At 64.8% G+C, this 14,570-nt stretch carries 14 protein-coding genes and 1 tRNA gene; 8 read left to right on the forward strand and 7 right to left on the reverse strand.

Annotated features, from left to right (window positions below):
* Window positions 1-7 precede the first annotated feature (7 nt).
* The 3 genes from ACOQPD_RS08200 to ACOQPD_RS08210 all read left to right on the forward strand — a co-directional run bounded on the left by ACOQPD_RS08200 (window position 8) and on the right by ACOQPD_RS08210 (window position 1,811).
* Window positions 8-334, forward strand: coding sequence for a transposase (locus ACOQPD_RS08200; protein WP_420614371.1), 327 nt, complete (start codon window positions 8-10; stop codon window positions 332-334).
* Between the two features lie 21 nt (window positions 335-355).
* A complete protein-coding gene (locus ACOQPD_RS08205) occupies window positions 356-550 on the forward strand; it encodes an IS3 family transposase (RefSeq protein WP_420611467.1) in 195 nt (64 codons plus the stop codon).
* 589 nt (window positions 551-1,139) lie between these two features.
* Complete coding sequence (locus ACOQPD_RS08210) at window positions 1,140-1,811, forward strand: DUF4389 domain-containing protein (protein ID WP_420611468.1); 672 nt, start codon at window positions 1,140-1,142, stop codon at window positions 1,809-1,811.
* Window positions 1,812-2,249: 438 nt separating this feature from the next.
* Here ACOQPD_RS08210 and ACOQPD_RS08215 read toward each other — a convergent pair whose 3' ends face one another.
* Window positions 2,250-2,867 (reverse strand): pyridoxamine 5'-phosphate oxidase family protein, encoded by a 618-nt coding sequence (locus tag ACOQPD_RS08215; RefSeq protein WP_420611469.1) that lies wholly within the window; start codon window positions 2,865-2,867, stop codon window positions 2,250-2,252.
* A gap of 604 nt (window positions 2,868-3,471) precedes the next feature.
* Here ACOQPD_RS08215 and ACOQPD_RS08220 point away from each other — a divergent pair.
* The gene (locus ACOQPD_RS08220; protein WP_420611470.1) at window positions 3,472-3,780 is read left to right on the forward strand and encodes a hypothetical protein; all 309 of its coding nucleotides are present in this window, start codon (window positions 3,472-3,474) and stop codon (window positions 3,778-3,780) included.
* Window positions 3,781-4,076: 296 nt separating this feature from the next.
* Here ACOQPD_RS08220 and ACOQPD_RS08225 read toward each other — a convergent pair whose 3' ends face one another.
* From ACOQPD_RS08225 to ACOQPD_RS08245, 5 genes are all read right to left on the reverse strand, one after another.
* Window positions 4,077-4,247, reverse strand: coding sequence for a hypothetical protein (locus ACOQPD_RS08225; protein WP_420611471.1), 171 nt, complete (start codon window positions 4,245-4,247; stop codon window positions 4,077-4,079).
* Between the two features lie 216 nt (window positions 4,248-4,463).
* Entirely contained in the window at window positions 4,464-4,751 is a 288-nt protein-coding gene (locus ACOQPD_RS08230) for a hypothetical protein (RefSeq protein ID WP_420611472.1), read from the reverse strand.
* A gap of 163 nt (window positions 4,752-4,914) precedes the next feature.
* Window positions 4,915-5,127: a hypothetical protein gene (locus tag ACOQPD_RS08235; RefSeq protein ID WP_420611473.1), complete on the reverse strand. Its 213-nt coding sequence runs from the start codon at window positions 5,125-5,127 to the stop codon at window positions 4,915-4,917.
* A 394-nt stretch (window positions 5,128-5,521) separates the two neighbouring features.
* The gene (locus ACOQPD_RS08240; RefSeq protein WP_420611474.1) at window positions 5,522-6,643 is read right to left on the reverse strand and encodes a tyrosine-type recombinase/integrase; all 1,122 of its coding nucleotides are present in this window, start codon (window positions 6,641-6,643) and stop codon (window positions 5,522-5,524) included.
* 212 nt (window positions 6,644-6,855) lie between these two features.
* Window positions 6,856-6,928, reverse strand: a tRNA-Lys gene (locus tag ACOQPD_RS08245).
* Window positions 6,929-7,001: 73 nt separating this feature from the next.
* On the opposite strand from ACOQPD_RS08245, the gene ligD reads away from it, so the two are divergent.
* From ligD to ACOQPD_RS08265, 4 genes are all read left to right on the forward strand, one after another.
* The gene (gene ligD, locus ACOQPD_RS08250) at window positions 7,002-8,810 is read left to right on the forward strand and encodes a non-homologous end-joining DNA ligase (protein WP_420611475.1); all 1,809 of its coding nucleotides are present in this window, start codon (window positions 7,002-7,004) and stop codon (window positions 8,808-8,810) included.
* 136 nt (window positions 8,811-8,946) lie between these two features.
* Window positions 8,947-9,687 (forward strand): MerR family transcriptional regulator, encoded by a 741-nt coding sequence (locus tag ACOQPD_RS08255; protein WP_420611476.1) that lies wholly within the window; start codon window positions 8,947-8,949, stop codon window positions 9,685-9,687.
* Window positions 9,684-12,740, forward strand: coding sequence for a 2-succinyl-5-enolpyruvyl-6-hydroxy-3-cyclohexene-1-carboxylic-acid synthase (gene menD, locus ACOQPD_RS08260; RefSeq protein WP_420611477.1), 3,057 nt, complete (start codon window positions 9,684-9,686; stop codon window positions 12,738-12,740). Before ACOQPD_RS08255 ends, menD begins: the two co-directional genes overlap by 4 nt.
* Before the next feature lie 187 nt (window positions 12,741-12,927).
* Window positions 12,928-13,545: an MBL fold metallo-hydrolase gene (locus ACOQPD_RS08265; RefSeq protein ID WP_420611478.1), complete on the forward strand. Its 618-nt coding sequence runs from the start codon at window positions 12,928-12,930 to the stop codon at window positions 13,543-13,545.
* Window positions 13,546-13,591: 46 nt separating this feature from the next.
* On the opposite strand, the gene ACOQPD_RS08270 is transcribed toward ACOQPD_RS08265, so the two are convergent.
* On the reverse strand, window positions 13,592-14,068 hold the full coding sequence (locus ACOQPD_RS08270; protein ID WP_420611479.1) for a Fur family transcriptional regulator: 477 nt from the start codon (window positions 14,066-14,068) through the stop codon (window positions 13,592-13,594).
* Between the last annotated feature and the right edge of the window lie 502 nt (window positions 14,069-14,570).

Raw genomic sequence — 14,570 nt, forward strand, 5'->3', positions numbered from 1 at the left:
CCCACGTATTCGCGCAGGGCCAGAAACTGACAGGGCGCCCCGGTCCGACCCCTACACCGAACACCCAACCCGAGAAGGCAAGATCTACTGCGCTGTCGTCCTCGACGTGTTCAGCCGCCGCGTCGTCGGCTGGTCCATCGACCGCTCCGCCACCTCGGGCCTGGTCACCTCCGCCCTGGGCATGGCTATCCAAAACCGCCAACCGGACCCTGAGACGGTGATCCACTCAGACCAGGGCACCCCCTACACCTCCTGGGCGTTCACGGACCGGGCGCACCAGTCCGGGCTCGTCCCGTGCATGGGATCAGTCGGGGACTGCTTCGATACGCCGTGATGGAGTCGTTCTAGGTTGCGGATGCAGGTCGAACTCCTCGACCGGCAACGATGGCGCACCCGAATCGAGCTGGCCAACGCCATCTCCGAATACCTCGAGATCTTCCACAACCGGCAACGACGCCACACCGCCCTCAAGATGCGAACCCCGATCGAATACGAGAGAATCCACCACGACAACAACCTGACCGTCACACCACTCATCCAAGTGAGCTGACTCCGAAAAACCCGGTCACCATCACCCCGATATCACCTCACTCTCCGGTAAACCCGGGGCGGCTCAGAGAGCCTGCACCGGTTTGCTGTCATAGCCCTGGTCTAGGGCAGAGTTCTCTACTTCGGATAGCAGACCACGGTTTCTGACAGCTTCAAGGGTGGGGGCGAAACAGGATTGCTGTCGTGGCGGTTGGCGCCGGCGGTGGCCCAACCGACCGGTAAGTCGTTGGTATCCTGGCAAAGGGCCCCTTCCAGCCGGGCTTGGTCCGGTCGCAGGGGGTTTCCCGGTCCCTTTCCCCAGCGTGTCTTATATTCTGCCGTCAACCGAGCATCGGAAGGCACAACCTCACGATGCGATCATAGGCCGCCGAGGCTTCGGATACCACAGCGTCGCCCCTCCCTCCCTCCCGCGTCTAATCCACTCGTCGCGTCGGGCCCGCAGTGTGGTATATGATTGACACCGTCATAGAGGCGTTCTTGACTCGCATTACCGGTCAAGCTGTTGCACCGCCGGAGTTGTAGGGTCCGTATTCGAGTTGGCCGAGTTCGAAGAGTCCCGAAGCTGCTGTCTGGTCTGGTACGATGCCCTCATGAGTTACCCGGCGATAATCGAGATAGAGCAACCGGATCGGATGGCAAACTGGCGTCCGCTAGTGCACTGGATCTTCGTGATTCCCCACTGGATCGTGTTGCACGCTGTGCTGAACGTAGTGGCCAGCATCACCGCAATCGTGGCCTGGGTCACCGTGCTTGCCACAGGCAAGCTGCCGCCTCGGATCGCGGCCTTCCATGCGAGTTACATACGCTACCGGGCACGCACGTTCTCCTACTTGTGGTGTGTAACGGACAAGTTTCCCCCGTTCGATTTCAAAGGATCGGTCGAGGATCCGGGAGGAGCGGGGATCTCGGTGAGTATCTCACCGAACCTCGGAGATCGGAACCGGTTGATGATCCTGTTCCGGTTCATAGTGCCATTCGCATGGCTGACCCTGCTGGGAATGATGGGGGTGTCCTTCCCCTTGTGGGTCTGGATCCTCCAACTCGGTCTCGGCGCCATCCTGATCCCGGGCGCTGTCTTCTCCGGTGCCGCCTGGGCGCTCTCCGCTATCGCAGCAGTGCTCGGTTACGTGGCGATAGTCTTCACGGGCCGATGGCCCGAAGGGCTATTCCGGCTCGCAGCGGGCTGGGTGCGCGTCGATGCACGATTGTGGACCTACTCGATGCTGCTCGTCGACGATTATCCGCCCTATTCGCTCAACTGAGCGTAGCTGGAAGCGTCTCGCAACCTCTACCACTCACGGGTGGTCAATCCCATGAGGCGTCTTGAGCACGGCCCAAGGGCAGCTCCCGCGTCCAAGTGGCGGCAAACGCAGCACCGTCGTGAGAGACGATATCCGCGTACGGATCAGAAACCGACACCGACCTGTATGTTCCGGTCGCTGTCGAATACCACCACCATTGAGGCGACTCTCCTCGACTGTGAACAGATCCGTAGGAGAACCGTCCCTGGTGGTCTGCGCGGCCACGGCAGTTAGGAACAGCAACAATCCCGCTGCCAGCAATGGGCCGGGAGCCTACGTTGTCAGAAACCTCCTTCCATCTGGGTCCGCCCACAGGAGACATACATTACCGCGATGGAAACGGCCACGGCCCGCCGGAAGCGTTCCTGCTTTTGGGGCCTGGACCTTGTCCGGTCTTTCTCAGTAGAGGCGGTCACGGTTCGCTTTGTCCTCGTCTTCGTCGATCTTGGCGGCGTCGGCACCAGCGATCTGGTCGGCGAGTACTTGTCCGTAGGTGGGGTAGGTCGTCCGGTCGATTTGGATGGTGGGGTCCCATAGGCGGGATCGGATGAGGGCTCGTCCGCAGTGGAGGAAGGCGTCTTTGACGGTGATCTTGAGCGCGGACTGTGGTCTTCTACCAGCTACTTCCAGGTTGTTGATAAGGTCTAGGTCAGTGACGATTTGGGCGGTGCCGCACACTCGTAATGTTTCGTTCATACCAGGCACGAAGAAGAGCAGTCCGACGGTGGGGTGGTGGAGAACGTTTTGTAGTGTGTCGACTTGGTTGTTGCCTGGGCGGTCGGGGATCAGCAGTGTCCGAGCATCGAGGATTTTGACGAAGCCAGGCGGGTCGCCTCGCGGAGAGGCGTCGGCGCGGCCGTCTCCGTTGGTGGAACTGAGGACGCAAAAGGGTGAGAGCTGGATGAAGCGTTGGCAGTGGTGGTCAAGGTGGTCGAGGACTTTCTGCGCTGCTCTCGGCCCGGGTTGGCGGTACACGGCTCGTAGTTGAGCGTGGTTGGTGACGGGTTGGGTAGTCATCGGCGAATTATACCGGAATCACCTATGCGTGGTTTGGAGTTGCCCCGCCTTTTCGGACACTTAAGTCTCCGGGAAACATAGGAGCATCCGGGGCGATTCAAAATGGGGGAACTCCACACCGTCTTGCGAGGGGTGGGGGGCAGCAGCAAACATGCGGTGTTCACAAAGAACCGCTCCAAGCCCTCGACGTCGCTGTCATCCGTAATCACCAATGCCCGCTATATGCCTAGGTCAGAGGCTATATGTCCCGCTAGGCGTACTGCTCAACGTACTCACACCGTACCGAGCACCCACTCCCGCGCTCTCAGAGGCCCTTAGGATCGATTCCCTCGCGCTTGCGTGCATCCCCGGTTAGCCATCCGATCCCGTCCTGGCCTTCCTGAGGCCTCCTAGGCCCCTCCTGGTCCCATTCTGAGAGTTTCCGCTATCATCCCGCGCCGGGTACCTCTCCGGGTTCAAGACACAAGGTTGCCGGTGTTGGAGCACAGGATCGGGTCCAGGGCCGGAGAGATACCCTCCTACTTGGAACCGCTCCGCTCCAAGGGTTTACTCCTTACCCCACCGCCCAGCGGGAGCGGTTCCTCCGCCTGAGAGGAGCAATCTCATGAGACGCGCCATTCTCTCCCGCCTCCTACCAGACCGCCAGAAGCTCCAGGAGCGGCGCTTCAAACGGCGCCTGAACACTCTCGCGTTCGCGTTCCAGAAGCTCCAGGAGCACGAGCTCCGCCTCAACGAGTACGAGCAACGCGTCAGCGCTCTCGCCTTCGCGCTCGGGGAGTACCGGCCCGACCGCTGGGAGCGGCGTATCAAGGACCTGATCGACGCGGACCGGTGGAACAAGGATCAGATTGTGATGCTCCGCAACGAGATCGGCCGACTCAAGAACGAGCCGGGAGAATCCAGGCCCTCCTAGGCCCTAAGGGGGTCCGTTGCTCTGGCTCTCCCGGACACTTTCCGGGCGATCCTCAGGACCACCACGCGGTCAACTCTGATCACACCATAAACCTCCCCGGCCTTCTCGCCCCGCTCCTCAGCGTCAAGAACTACCCGGGCGGATCGGCCCTCCTCTGGTTCACCCTCGATGCTGACCAAGGCGTGGAAGTAACGAGGATCGCCAATCTCCGCCGTCTCCTCAGGAAGCAGAGGTGCATAGTGTGCCCTCCGAGGATTCTCGCCCGATGGTTATCTCGCAATTGGTAAATCCCATCCTCAACTCCCCGCCAGACCGAAAAGGCCCGCCGAAACTGCCGCCGTCACCAGGAGGATGGCCACGGGGAGCGACAGCATGAATCCGATTCCGAGCCATAGCCCGGTCCATGCGGGACGGTCCAACCTCACCCTCACGGTGGTGACGATGCCAGTGACCACTACCGCCGCCACCGGGTTATCCCCTCCTTGCTCTGGGCCTTCCGCTGGGCCTGGTGGTCGGTCTTCTTCCGCAACCGAGCCGCCGCTCTGGGCTTGGTGTGGACCCGTCCACCACTACGCAATCCGGATGGATAACGCACGGTCCATCACCTGCCATCCTGAACCCTCCCCGCCGCTTGAATAGCTCGGGAGGACAACGCAATCCCCGCCCGAACCCTTGCGAGACTCTCACCAACTCATGCCCGTGGCATCGGTCATCCGGGTTGTATCGGGAGAGGATGATCGAACAACCAGGCTGGGCGTCGAGCCGTCGGTGCGAAAGTCGCCTGACGCGTTGGCGTTGGCCGGTATCGTGACGGAGATGCTGCTCGCCGCCGAGTGGTCGCTGCCGTCGGTCGCGTTCCACGGAGCCTCTAGGCCCGCGCCGACGCTCAGCGACACCGTGGTGATGTCCTGGTAGGGCGCCGGCTCCACCGGCAGCTTCGCCGAATAGGTGGGGCCCGAGCCCTGGACCATCGTCAGGTTTTGCCCCGCGAAGGAGACCGTGAGGGTGTCGTCGTCCTTGACAACCGACGCTTGACTGGTGCAGATGCGAACTTCCGGCTTTTTGGCCGGTGCCGGGCAAGATGGTTCAACCTGATCCTACCGTCAGGCTCGCGCACGCCGTCGTTGATGATGGTTACCAGCAGATGGGTGCTTTCAGATGTCCCGAGATCTGGAGGGTGCACGAGGCGACCTCGTTGATGAAATCGCCGCCGCCCTCCTGCTCGACTTTGTAGTTGACCGTGATCGGATCCTTGTAGAAGCTCACGTACACGAAGAACAGCGCGTTCTGGACCTCGCCCTTCGTGAAGGTCTTCCCCCGGCCATTGACCATAGCGACCGGTGTCACCGTGGCTATTGGCCTAACGCCTCCTCAACCCGCGGAACCCAAAAAAATTGGACAGCGCAAACATCACCCGAACCACACCGAGACAGAAGCGGAGAGAGTGAGAAGGGCTTACCACGACACTATCTCGTGTACAGCCGAACATCAGCTGCTTCCTTCCGTCACGAATCCTGCCACCCACAGCCAGGCGGAGCCTCCATAGACTGGAGTGGAGTTGCTCCCGCTTTTGGACACTTGGCGATTTGTTATCCGGCTAAGTATCTCCGGCGCCGTTGTAGTTGGTGACACCGTAGCGGATGATCGTTTGTACGTTGTCGTCGGCGTCGGACAGCACCGTCCGAACCGGAGGTACGTGATATCATCCGCGTCCGGTCCGGACGCGGATGATCGACGCCGGTCAGGTCCCCGTGGCGGTGACGTACCAGGCCCAGTCCTTCATGATTACGCGGCGCCGCCTCAGCAGGTCACTGCGTGCGTATGCTTGCTCGGCGGCCGAGCCGATCCGATGCGCCAGACATGCTTCGGCAAGCTCACGGGCAACGCCTTTCTCGCCGCACCAGTCGCGGAACGAGCTTCTCATCCCGTGCAGGGTGCCATCCAACTTGAGACGTACAGGTAGTTTGGTTAGAACCCATGATGGGATCTCGCCACCGGACTCCGCCGGGAACACCCAGTTGCTGCCATCCGAGTGGCGGCGGGCTTGGGACAGCACCTCAACTGCCGGGTCCGATAGCGGCACCCTGTGCTCGCGGGCTGCTTTCATCCTTCCCGCCGGGATCGTCCACGTAGCCTCCTCGAGGCTGATTTCCGACCAGACCGCACCCCTAACCTCGGCCGACCGTGCCGCCGTTAACACTAGGAACTCGAACGCCAACCGTACCATCGGCGAATACCCAGACTCCCTCACCTTAACCAACGCGTCGCCCACCCCTCGATGTGGCAACGCGCGGTGATGGTTCTTGCCGCCGTTCTGTCTCGGTAGCGCCGCCACCACCGCGTCGCCTGCCGGGTTGTCAGTGCGGTGACCTTCAGCGATCGCCCATTTCATGATCGCGCTGATCCGCTGTCGTACCCGCTTCGCTGTCTCAGCTTTGGTGGTCCAGATCGGCGCCAGGCAAGCCATTACATCCGCAGTGGTGATCTCATCCACTCCTTTGGTGCCGATCACCGGCGTGGCATAGGTAGTCAGGCTGGAACGCCACTGGCCCTCGGACTTGCCGCCCGGCTTCCATTTACCCGCATGCAAGGCGATCACGGCCTCAGCCGCGGCGGTAAACGTAGGGATCCCTTCTGAGTACAGCCTGGTCGGGTCATTGCCCGCTCTGGCCGTTTTTCGGTACTCGAAGGCTCTGGCTCGTGCCTCGGCCAGGGTCACATAGGGGTAGCCACCCAACCCGAGGTCGCGTCGGCGCCCCGCGACGGTTCCTCGCCAGATCCATTGTTTGGAACCCGACGGTTGGACACGGAGCATCAGGCCGTGAAGGTCGCTGTATTTGCCTGGTTTGGTGACTGAACGCACCCATGCAGCTGTTCTCTTGGGCAATTCCCTCTCCTTGGTATCCCACTATATATCCCACAGTAGGCTGAAACTACTCGGAACGGAGCGGGATGTCAAGCAGCACTTGACGTAGTGCTGACCGACCGTCGCGGGTAGATCAAAAACTGTCAGAAATGCCTTTGAACTGGGGCTTTAGAGGTTGCTGATACGGTAAGAAGCTACCCGGAACGTTGTGGGCCCGGCGGGAATCGAACCCGCGACCTTCGGATTAAAAGTCCGCTGCTCTGCCTACTGAGCTACAGGCCCACCGGAAGGGTAGCGATCACCGGGCCATCCATCAGCCTCCCTCCACCGCGTTCGGGACCGATAGGCTGGCCTGGTGATCACGTTCGGATACTCGGGGCTGCCCCCGGCAGGGATGCCCGATGGGGAGTTCCTGGACGGGTTGTCGGAGCAGGGCTACCAGGCCTTCGAGTTGGCGTTCACCAAGTCCTTCCCATGGAACGAACGACGATGCAGCACCTTCGGGAAGGAGGCGGCCGAACGAGGGATCCCGCTCTCCATCCATGCCCCCTATTTCGCCGTCCTGACCATCACCGACGAGGACCGGGCCCGGAAATGCCGGGGAGCGATCGAGCACACGATGAAGCTGGCCGCCGAGATGGACGCCCGGGTGGTGGTGGTCCATCCGGGCGGGCGGCGCAGGGAGGAGCCGGCCTTCCTGATGGACACCATACGGCGCCATCTCGATCACCTGGCCACCAAGGTGTCCGACCTCGGGGTCGGCCTGGGCCTCGAGACCACCGGGCGTGCCTCACAGATGGGGAGCCTCGGCGACATCGCGCTCCTCGGGGCGGAGTACCCGTTCGTGCGGCCGGTCATCGACTGGGCGCACGTCCACGCCATCAGCGGCGGAGGCCTCCGATCGGTCGAGGCATTCGAGACCGTGCTCGGATTCCTGCGGGAGAACTTCACCGGGTGGAAGATCGATCCACTCCATACCCAGTTCAGCGATGTCCTGTACGACCAGACCGGCGAGATCCGCCATCTCCCCTACGGCCGGGGCGATCTACGGGCCACACCCCTGATCGAGGCGGCGTACCGGGCCGGCTTCCGGATGACCGTCATCTCCGAGTCCCGCGACGAGCCGTCGCATCGCCGGATCGGCGAGGAGATTACGAAGGCGCTGATGTCCGTCACCAATCCCGAACCGCCCGGACGGCCCGCCGCGAGCGGAGCGGTGGCCTTCCCGACCACGCCCCGCGCCGTGGAGGCCGACGACCGGCACGCCCTGGTCGGCTACGACCAGCCGTTGCGGCTGTCCAACCTCGACAAGCAGTTCTTTCCCGACGGCTACACCAAGGGCGACCTGATCTCCTACTACGCCTCCATCGCGCCGCTCCTCCTCCCCCATCTGGAGGATCGGGCGATCGTCATGGCCCGGTTCCCCGACGGCGCCGAGGCCGACTCCTTCTACGAGAAGCAGGCCCCCGGCCACCAGCCGGCCTGGATGCCGCTCGTCCCGATCGACTCGGCCCATCGGGGCAGGGTGATCGATTACGTCACCGCCGACCGCCCCGAGTCCCTGATGTGGCTCGCCAACATGGGTTGCATCGAGATCCACCCCTGGCTGTCGCGGGTCGCGTCCCTCCACACCCCCGACTTCGCGGTGTTCGATCTCGATCCCGCGGCGGGATCGAGCTGGGACCAGGTGGTGGCGGTCGCCGGCCTCCTCCGGGAAGCTCTCGATCATCTGCGGCTGAAGGGCTACCCGAAGACCTCCGGGTCGAGGGGGATCCACGTCTACGTACCGCTCGACCCGGGCGCCGACTACGCACGCGTGCGGACATTCGTTCAGCGACTCGGCCAGCTGCTGGCCATCGCCAACCCGGACGATGTGACCATGGATCGCCACATCCCCAACCGTGCGGGCAAGGTGTACATCGACTCCGGGCAGAACCGGGCCGGCGCCACCATCGCGGCGGCATACTCGGTGCGGCCGCGCCCCGGAGCGCCTGTGTCCACCCCGCTCCGATGGGACGAGGTGGATTCCATCGACCCTGCCGGCTTCACCATCGCCACGATATGGGACCGGACATCCCGCTACGGAGACCTGTTCGCCCCGGTTCTCGTGGGAGGCCAGAGACTCGACCGGGCGGAGGAGTCGCTGGGAATGGGCGAGTGCTGAAAGATCGGGGCATCTGGCCTGCGATGACCAGGCCTGGGGTTTCATAACCGACCATCGGGCCGGCTGAACGTTTCCTGGCGCCCGGCTGACCGCATCGAGGATAAAGATGCGAGCGATCACTCCTAGAGTGGGCGCTATGGCTGGCAACCCTACGACCTACCGGGTGGAGCGACTCGCCGCCGAGGCAGGGGTCGGGGTCGACACCGTCCGCTACTACCAGGGGATGGGGCTCCTGCCCCCCACCGATCGGGAGGGCCGCGCGGTGGTGTACGGCGGCGCCCACCTGACCAGGTTGCGAACCATCCGAGCCCTCGCCGATGATGGCTTCACCCTGGCCCAGATCAAGCGCCTGCTGGACGAGTCCGGGCATCCGCTGCTGGAGTCGCTGGCCGGGGCCACTGTCGGTCTGGAGCGGGCCGAGCTGGCCGAGCGCTCCGGACTTCCCCCCCATCTGGTGGACATAGCGGTGTCGGCCGGCCTCATCCAACCGCTTGGCGACGGACATGAGGAACGATTCGCTCCCGATGTGGCGCCGATGCTGGCTGCCGGCATGTCGTTGCTCGAGGCCGGGTTCCCCCTGGACGCCCTGGCGGCCCTGGCGGCCCGGCATGCCACATCGGTGGAGAGCGTGGTAGACGGGGCTATCGACCTGTTCAACGACCACGTCCGCGACAGCCGGCCGGACCGGCCCGTCGAGCTGGCCGAGATGTTCCGGACCCTCGTGATCCACATCACCCGTCTGGTCGCGCAGCACTTCCACCACACGGTGATCACCCGGGTGAAGGAACGGCTGGACGACTCGGAAGACGCGGCCCTGGTCAAGGCCTTGGAGGACATCGAGGAACGTCAACTGGTGATCCACACCGAGTGGCGATGAGCGATCGCGGACGGCTGGAGCAACGCGTGGCGCGCGCCGCCGCGCGGGCCGGCGTTTCGGGACGTCCCTCGATCGTCACCCTGGCGGCGCCTGCGAAGGAGACGGATGCGCTCGCCGTATCGCTGCAAGCGGGGCCTCCGTTCGCCTACTGGGAGATGCCGGACCGGGGCTTCGCCATGGCGGCCACCGGTGAGGCACACATCATCGGAACCCCGGCGGACGCCGGACGGTTCGGGACCGCCTCGGCCGCCGTGCGGGATCTGGCGAGCCGTACTCACCAGGTGGCGGTCGACGGAGCGGACCGTGCCCCGCTCCTGATCGGGGGCTTCTCCTTCACTCCCGACAGCGGATGGCCAGGATTCCCGGCGGGCCGTCTCGTGCTTCCCGACCTGGCCTACATCCAGCGGCACCCGGGCAACCGGGTGTGGATAGCGGCTACCGAGGTTCAGGCCGACGCCCATCCGGCCACGGTCGCCGGAGCGCTGCTGGGGAGGATCAGGGCCGCCCGCCGCATGGCGCCGGCGCGAGTCACTCCCAGGGTGACGGGAGACCGGCGAGCCGACGACATGGACCTGCACGATCCCGGATACCTGGCCGGGGCCGCGCAAGCGATCCGGTTGATTCGCGAGGGGGGTCTGACGAAGGTGACCCTCGCCCGCAGGGTGGACGTCGATCACCAGCCGGCACTCGGGCCCTTCCTAGCCGCCCTGCGCCAGATCCACGGCGCCTGCGCGGTCTTCGCATTCGCCCGACCCGGAGGCGCAGTGTTCTGCGGTGCCACTCCCGAGCTGCTCGCCCGGGTCGAAGGGTTGACGGTCGAGGCGCTCGCCCTGGCCGGAACCGCACCGCGGGGGTCGTCCGGGTCGGAGGACCAGCGTCTCGCACACGTTCTCCTGAACGATCCGAAGGAGCTTGAGGAACACGCCCACGTTCGCGCCGAGCTCATGCGCCGGCTGTCGGACCGTGGCTTCGCGCTGGACCCCCCGGAACCGACCAGCATCCTCGAGTTGCCCGGCATCCTCCATCTCGCTACCCGGATCAGCGCGGTGGCGCCGGTCGGAACCGGCGTGCTGGACGTGGTGGGCTCCCTCCATCCCACCCCGGCGGTCGGAGGTCTGCCTCGGGACCATGCCACGAGCTGGATCGTCGCCCAAGAACCTTTCGACCGGGGTTGGTACGCCGGGCCGGTGGGCTACTGCGACCTGTCCGGGAACGGCGAGTTTCATGCCGCCCTACGCTCCTGCCTGATCGACGGCAACCGGACCAGCCTGTTCGCCGGCGCAGGAGTCGTATCGGCATCGCAGCCGGAAGAGGAACTCCGCGAGACCGATCTGAAGCTGGGCGCCCTGCTCCCGTCTCTCGCCGGGATGACCGACCACAGGTGGCGGAGCTACGCCACCGCCGACGCCCTGGCTGCCGCCCTGGTCAAGGGAGGCGTGGCCGGCGTGATCATCTCTCCGGGCTCCCGCTCCACACCGCTGGCACTAGCGGTGACCGATGAGGGCCCACCCGCCAGGATCGTGCTCGATGAGCGTTCCGCCGGGTTCACGGCCTTGGGGCTGGCCAAGGCGACCGGAAAGCCGGCCGCAGTTGTCTGCACCTCCGGATCGGCGGCCGCCAACTACCTACCGGCGGTGGTGGAGGCCGATCGGGGTCGGGTGCCGCTGGTGGTCGTCACCGCCGATCGCCCGCCCGGTTTCCTGGATCGGGACGCTCCACAGACCATCAACCAGGTCGGGCTCTACGGCTCGGCGGTGCGCGCCTCCGCCTGCCTTCCGGTGGCACACGAGTGCGATCCGGAGTGGGTGGCCGGCGAGGTGTTGCGCGTGCTGGAGGCCGCCTGCCCGCCCGATGCCGGGCCGGTACATGTGAATGTCCCGTTCGACAAGCCCCTGGAGCCACCGGCGCGGCGCGACACCAGACCATCCTTCGAGATGTCGCTCCCGGAATCCCGGGGCGAGCGGGTGCTCGGATCGTCGATGGAGAGGCTGGAGGGCTTCATGGACCGGGCCGGCGCCGGCGTGATCGTGGTGGGTCCCAGAGCGACCGACCAGACCGAACGCGACGCCGTGCATCGGTTGGCGGCACGATGCGGATGGCCGATCCTGGCCGACGGAATGTCGGGTCTGCGGAACCGTGACGGCGAGAACCTGGTGACCGCCGGTGACATGCTGGTCGGGGACCGAGCCTTCGCGACCCGCCATACCCCTGATGCGGTGATCCGAATCGGCGGCCTCCCCACGGGCACGCTTACCCAGAACTGGCTCGAAGGGCTTCAGGCACCGGAGATCGTCCTGGATCCGGACTTCCGGTGGAGGGCGCCCGGTCCGGAGGCGGTCCTGCGTGATCCGATCGCGCCGCTCATCGACCGGGTGTCGCCGTCGCCGGTCGACAGCGGCTGGACCCATGCCTGGCGTACCGCCGAACTGCGCGTCCGCGAGCGCCGCCGGTACGAGCGTTCCCACCACCCTGACACCGAACTGGCCATCACCGCAGAGGTGCTCGACAACGAGGCCCTGGTCTGGGCGGGTTCCAGCATGCCCGTGCGCCACGTGAACGCCATGCTGGAGCCCGGTGGTGGCGTGGCCGTGTTCGGGAATAGGGGCGCGAGCGGCATCGACGGCACCCTGGCGTCGGCGGCCGGCGCCGCCTTGGGCTTCGGAAGGCGGGTGACCGCCGTGGTGGGGGACCTCACCTTCCTCCACGATGCCGGATCGCTGACCACTGCCCGGGCGTTGGGGGTGGATCTGTCGATCGTCGTGCTCGACAACGGCGGGGGCGCCATCTTCGCGATGCTCCCCTACCTCCGATCGCTCCGGGAGTCCGGCGTGGAGGACGCATACGCGCAGGGTCGTGAACTCTTCGTGACCCCCCACGACCAGGACCTGGCCGCGGTGGCCGGCGGTTTCGGTGTGACGGCCGAGCGGATCGAGCCCGGCGAGATCGTGAAGGCGCTGCGAGACGCAAGGTCCCGACCCGGTGTCAGCGTGCTGGTGGCCAAGACCGACGCCGAAGCCATGTTCGCCGCCTACGACCGCCTCTACCGAACCTGAGGAACACCGCACCACCACCGGCGCCACAAACCTGAGGAACACCGCACCACCACCGGCGCCACAAACCTGAGGATCAGGGCACCGTATGTGGCGCCCTGTGCCCCAAGAACGTTGAGATTCCCCGAAAACCGCGAGAATACGATTCAATCTCATGTAACCGGTGATCCATCTCGCTAGAGTCGCCGCAATGAGTTGGACCTTCGACAATGGCACCATCCTTACCAGGGCGGCATTGGTGGGCGAGTACGCCAACAACGCATTCGTGGTGGCCTGCGCCCGCACGGGACGGGGAGTCATCATCGACGCCGCCGCCGAGCCGGATCGGATTCTCGAACTGGCCGACGGGGTGGAGGTGGACGCTCTACTCACCACCCATGGCCACTATGACCATCTGAGGGCCGTGGCCCCCGTAGTCGAGGCCCTCGGCGTGCCGTTCCTCCTCCACCCTGCCGACCACGAGCTGGCGGCACGGACCACTCAGGTCGCTCCGACGGCGCTGGCCGACGGGGAGGTGATTCCTCTGGGGGAGACCAGCCTGCTGACCATGCATACCCCCGGCCACACTCCCGGATCGGTGTGCTTCCTCAGTCCCGGTGTGCTCTTCTCCGGTGACACTTTGTTCCCGGGCGGCCCCGGCGCCACCGAGTACGAGGGCGGGGACTTCGACCAGATCATCAAGAGCATCAAGGACCGTCTGTTCACTCTTGAAGAGAACACCGATGTCTATCCGGGACACGGTCCTACCAAGACCACCATCGGGACCGAGAAGCCGGAGTTGCCCGAATGGATCGCCCGAGGCTGGTAACCGCCGGAGGCTAGGGCGAGCCCCCGGCTTCGGACAGAGCTACCGGCTAACCGCTTCCGCGTGGATGGGGATGGTCATCCTGAGGTCCGCAATCGTCGCAGCATCCGAGAACAGCGAAGTGGTGGGGATTGATCTCGAAGCCGTATTTGCTCCGGAGGAGTTCGTAGAGAGGAGCGAACTCTGCGTGTGGTATCTCGAGGGTCCTGCCGCAGACCTCGCACACGAGGTGCTCGTGGTCGTGGTCGAGCGTGATGTGCCATCTCCCCGATTGCCCGCTGCCCAGGTGGATGTGGTGGACCAGCCCGATCCGGGCTAGATCGTCGAGGATCCGGTAGACGGTCGACGCCTCTATCCGGCCCGTGCTCTCCCGAACATGATCGATGATCCGCCGGGCGCTGACAAAAGGCTCCTCGCTCGCCGCGAGGGCGCGAACCACAGCCCTTCTGGGAAGGGTCAGGCGGAGTCCGGCCTCCCGGATCCGCTCTACGAGCAGGTCCTCGGTCAGGATGACATCTTTCGGCATGCTGGTGTCACACTGTAGCAAGTGCCTACTTTCGATAGTTGCGACTCCATGTCATCAGAGCGGCCTTACCAACTGGGCCTCATGCCTGACTCCGCTAGCGATTCTGGCTCGTTTCGAACGCGCCGACCCGATCGCCGGCATCGTCCGGAGTTGGTGGATGAGATCTGGAACGTCGCGATGTCGGTCGATGGAGTGCTCGGCGTGAACTCATGCCAGGTGAGGTGAACGGTTCACCGTCTCCGCGCCGACACATCCATCGGAGTGGCTTCGACGCTTACGGTCGGAGACGGCCACTCCGTTGGTGAGCATGTTCGCGAGGCCCTTAGGCCGAAGTGCGGTGCCTGGACGAAGCACTCGTGGACGTCGACTCGGCTACGACCGACCGGGTGCGCACGTGGACACCGGCATCACCACCGGACCACTGGTGGATTGCCCGGCGGTCTCCTAGACTGACGGGTAACCGGACGGAACGGCGCGACCCCGGGTGGCGGGCCAGTCCCAC

The organism is Candidatus Spongiisocius sp. (genome assembly GCF_965221825.1).
In the GTDB taxonomy this organism is placed as follows: domain Bacteria; phylum Actinomycetota; class Acidimicrobiia; order Spongiisociales; family Spongiisociaceae; genus Spongiisocius.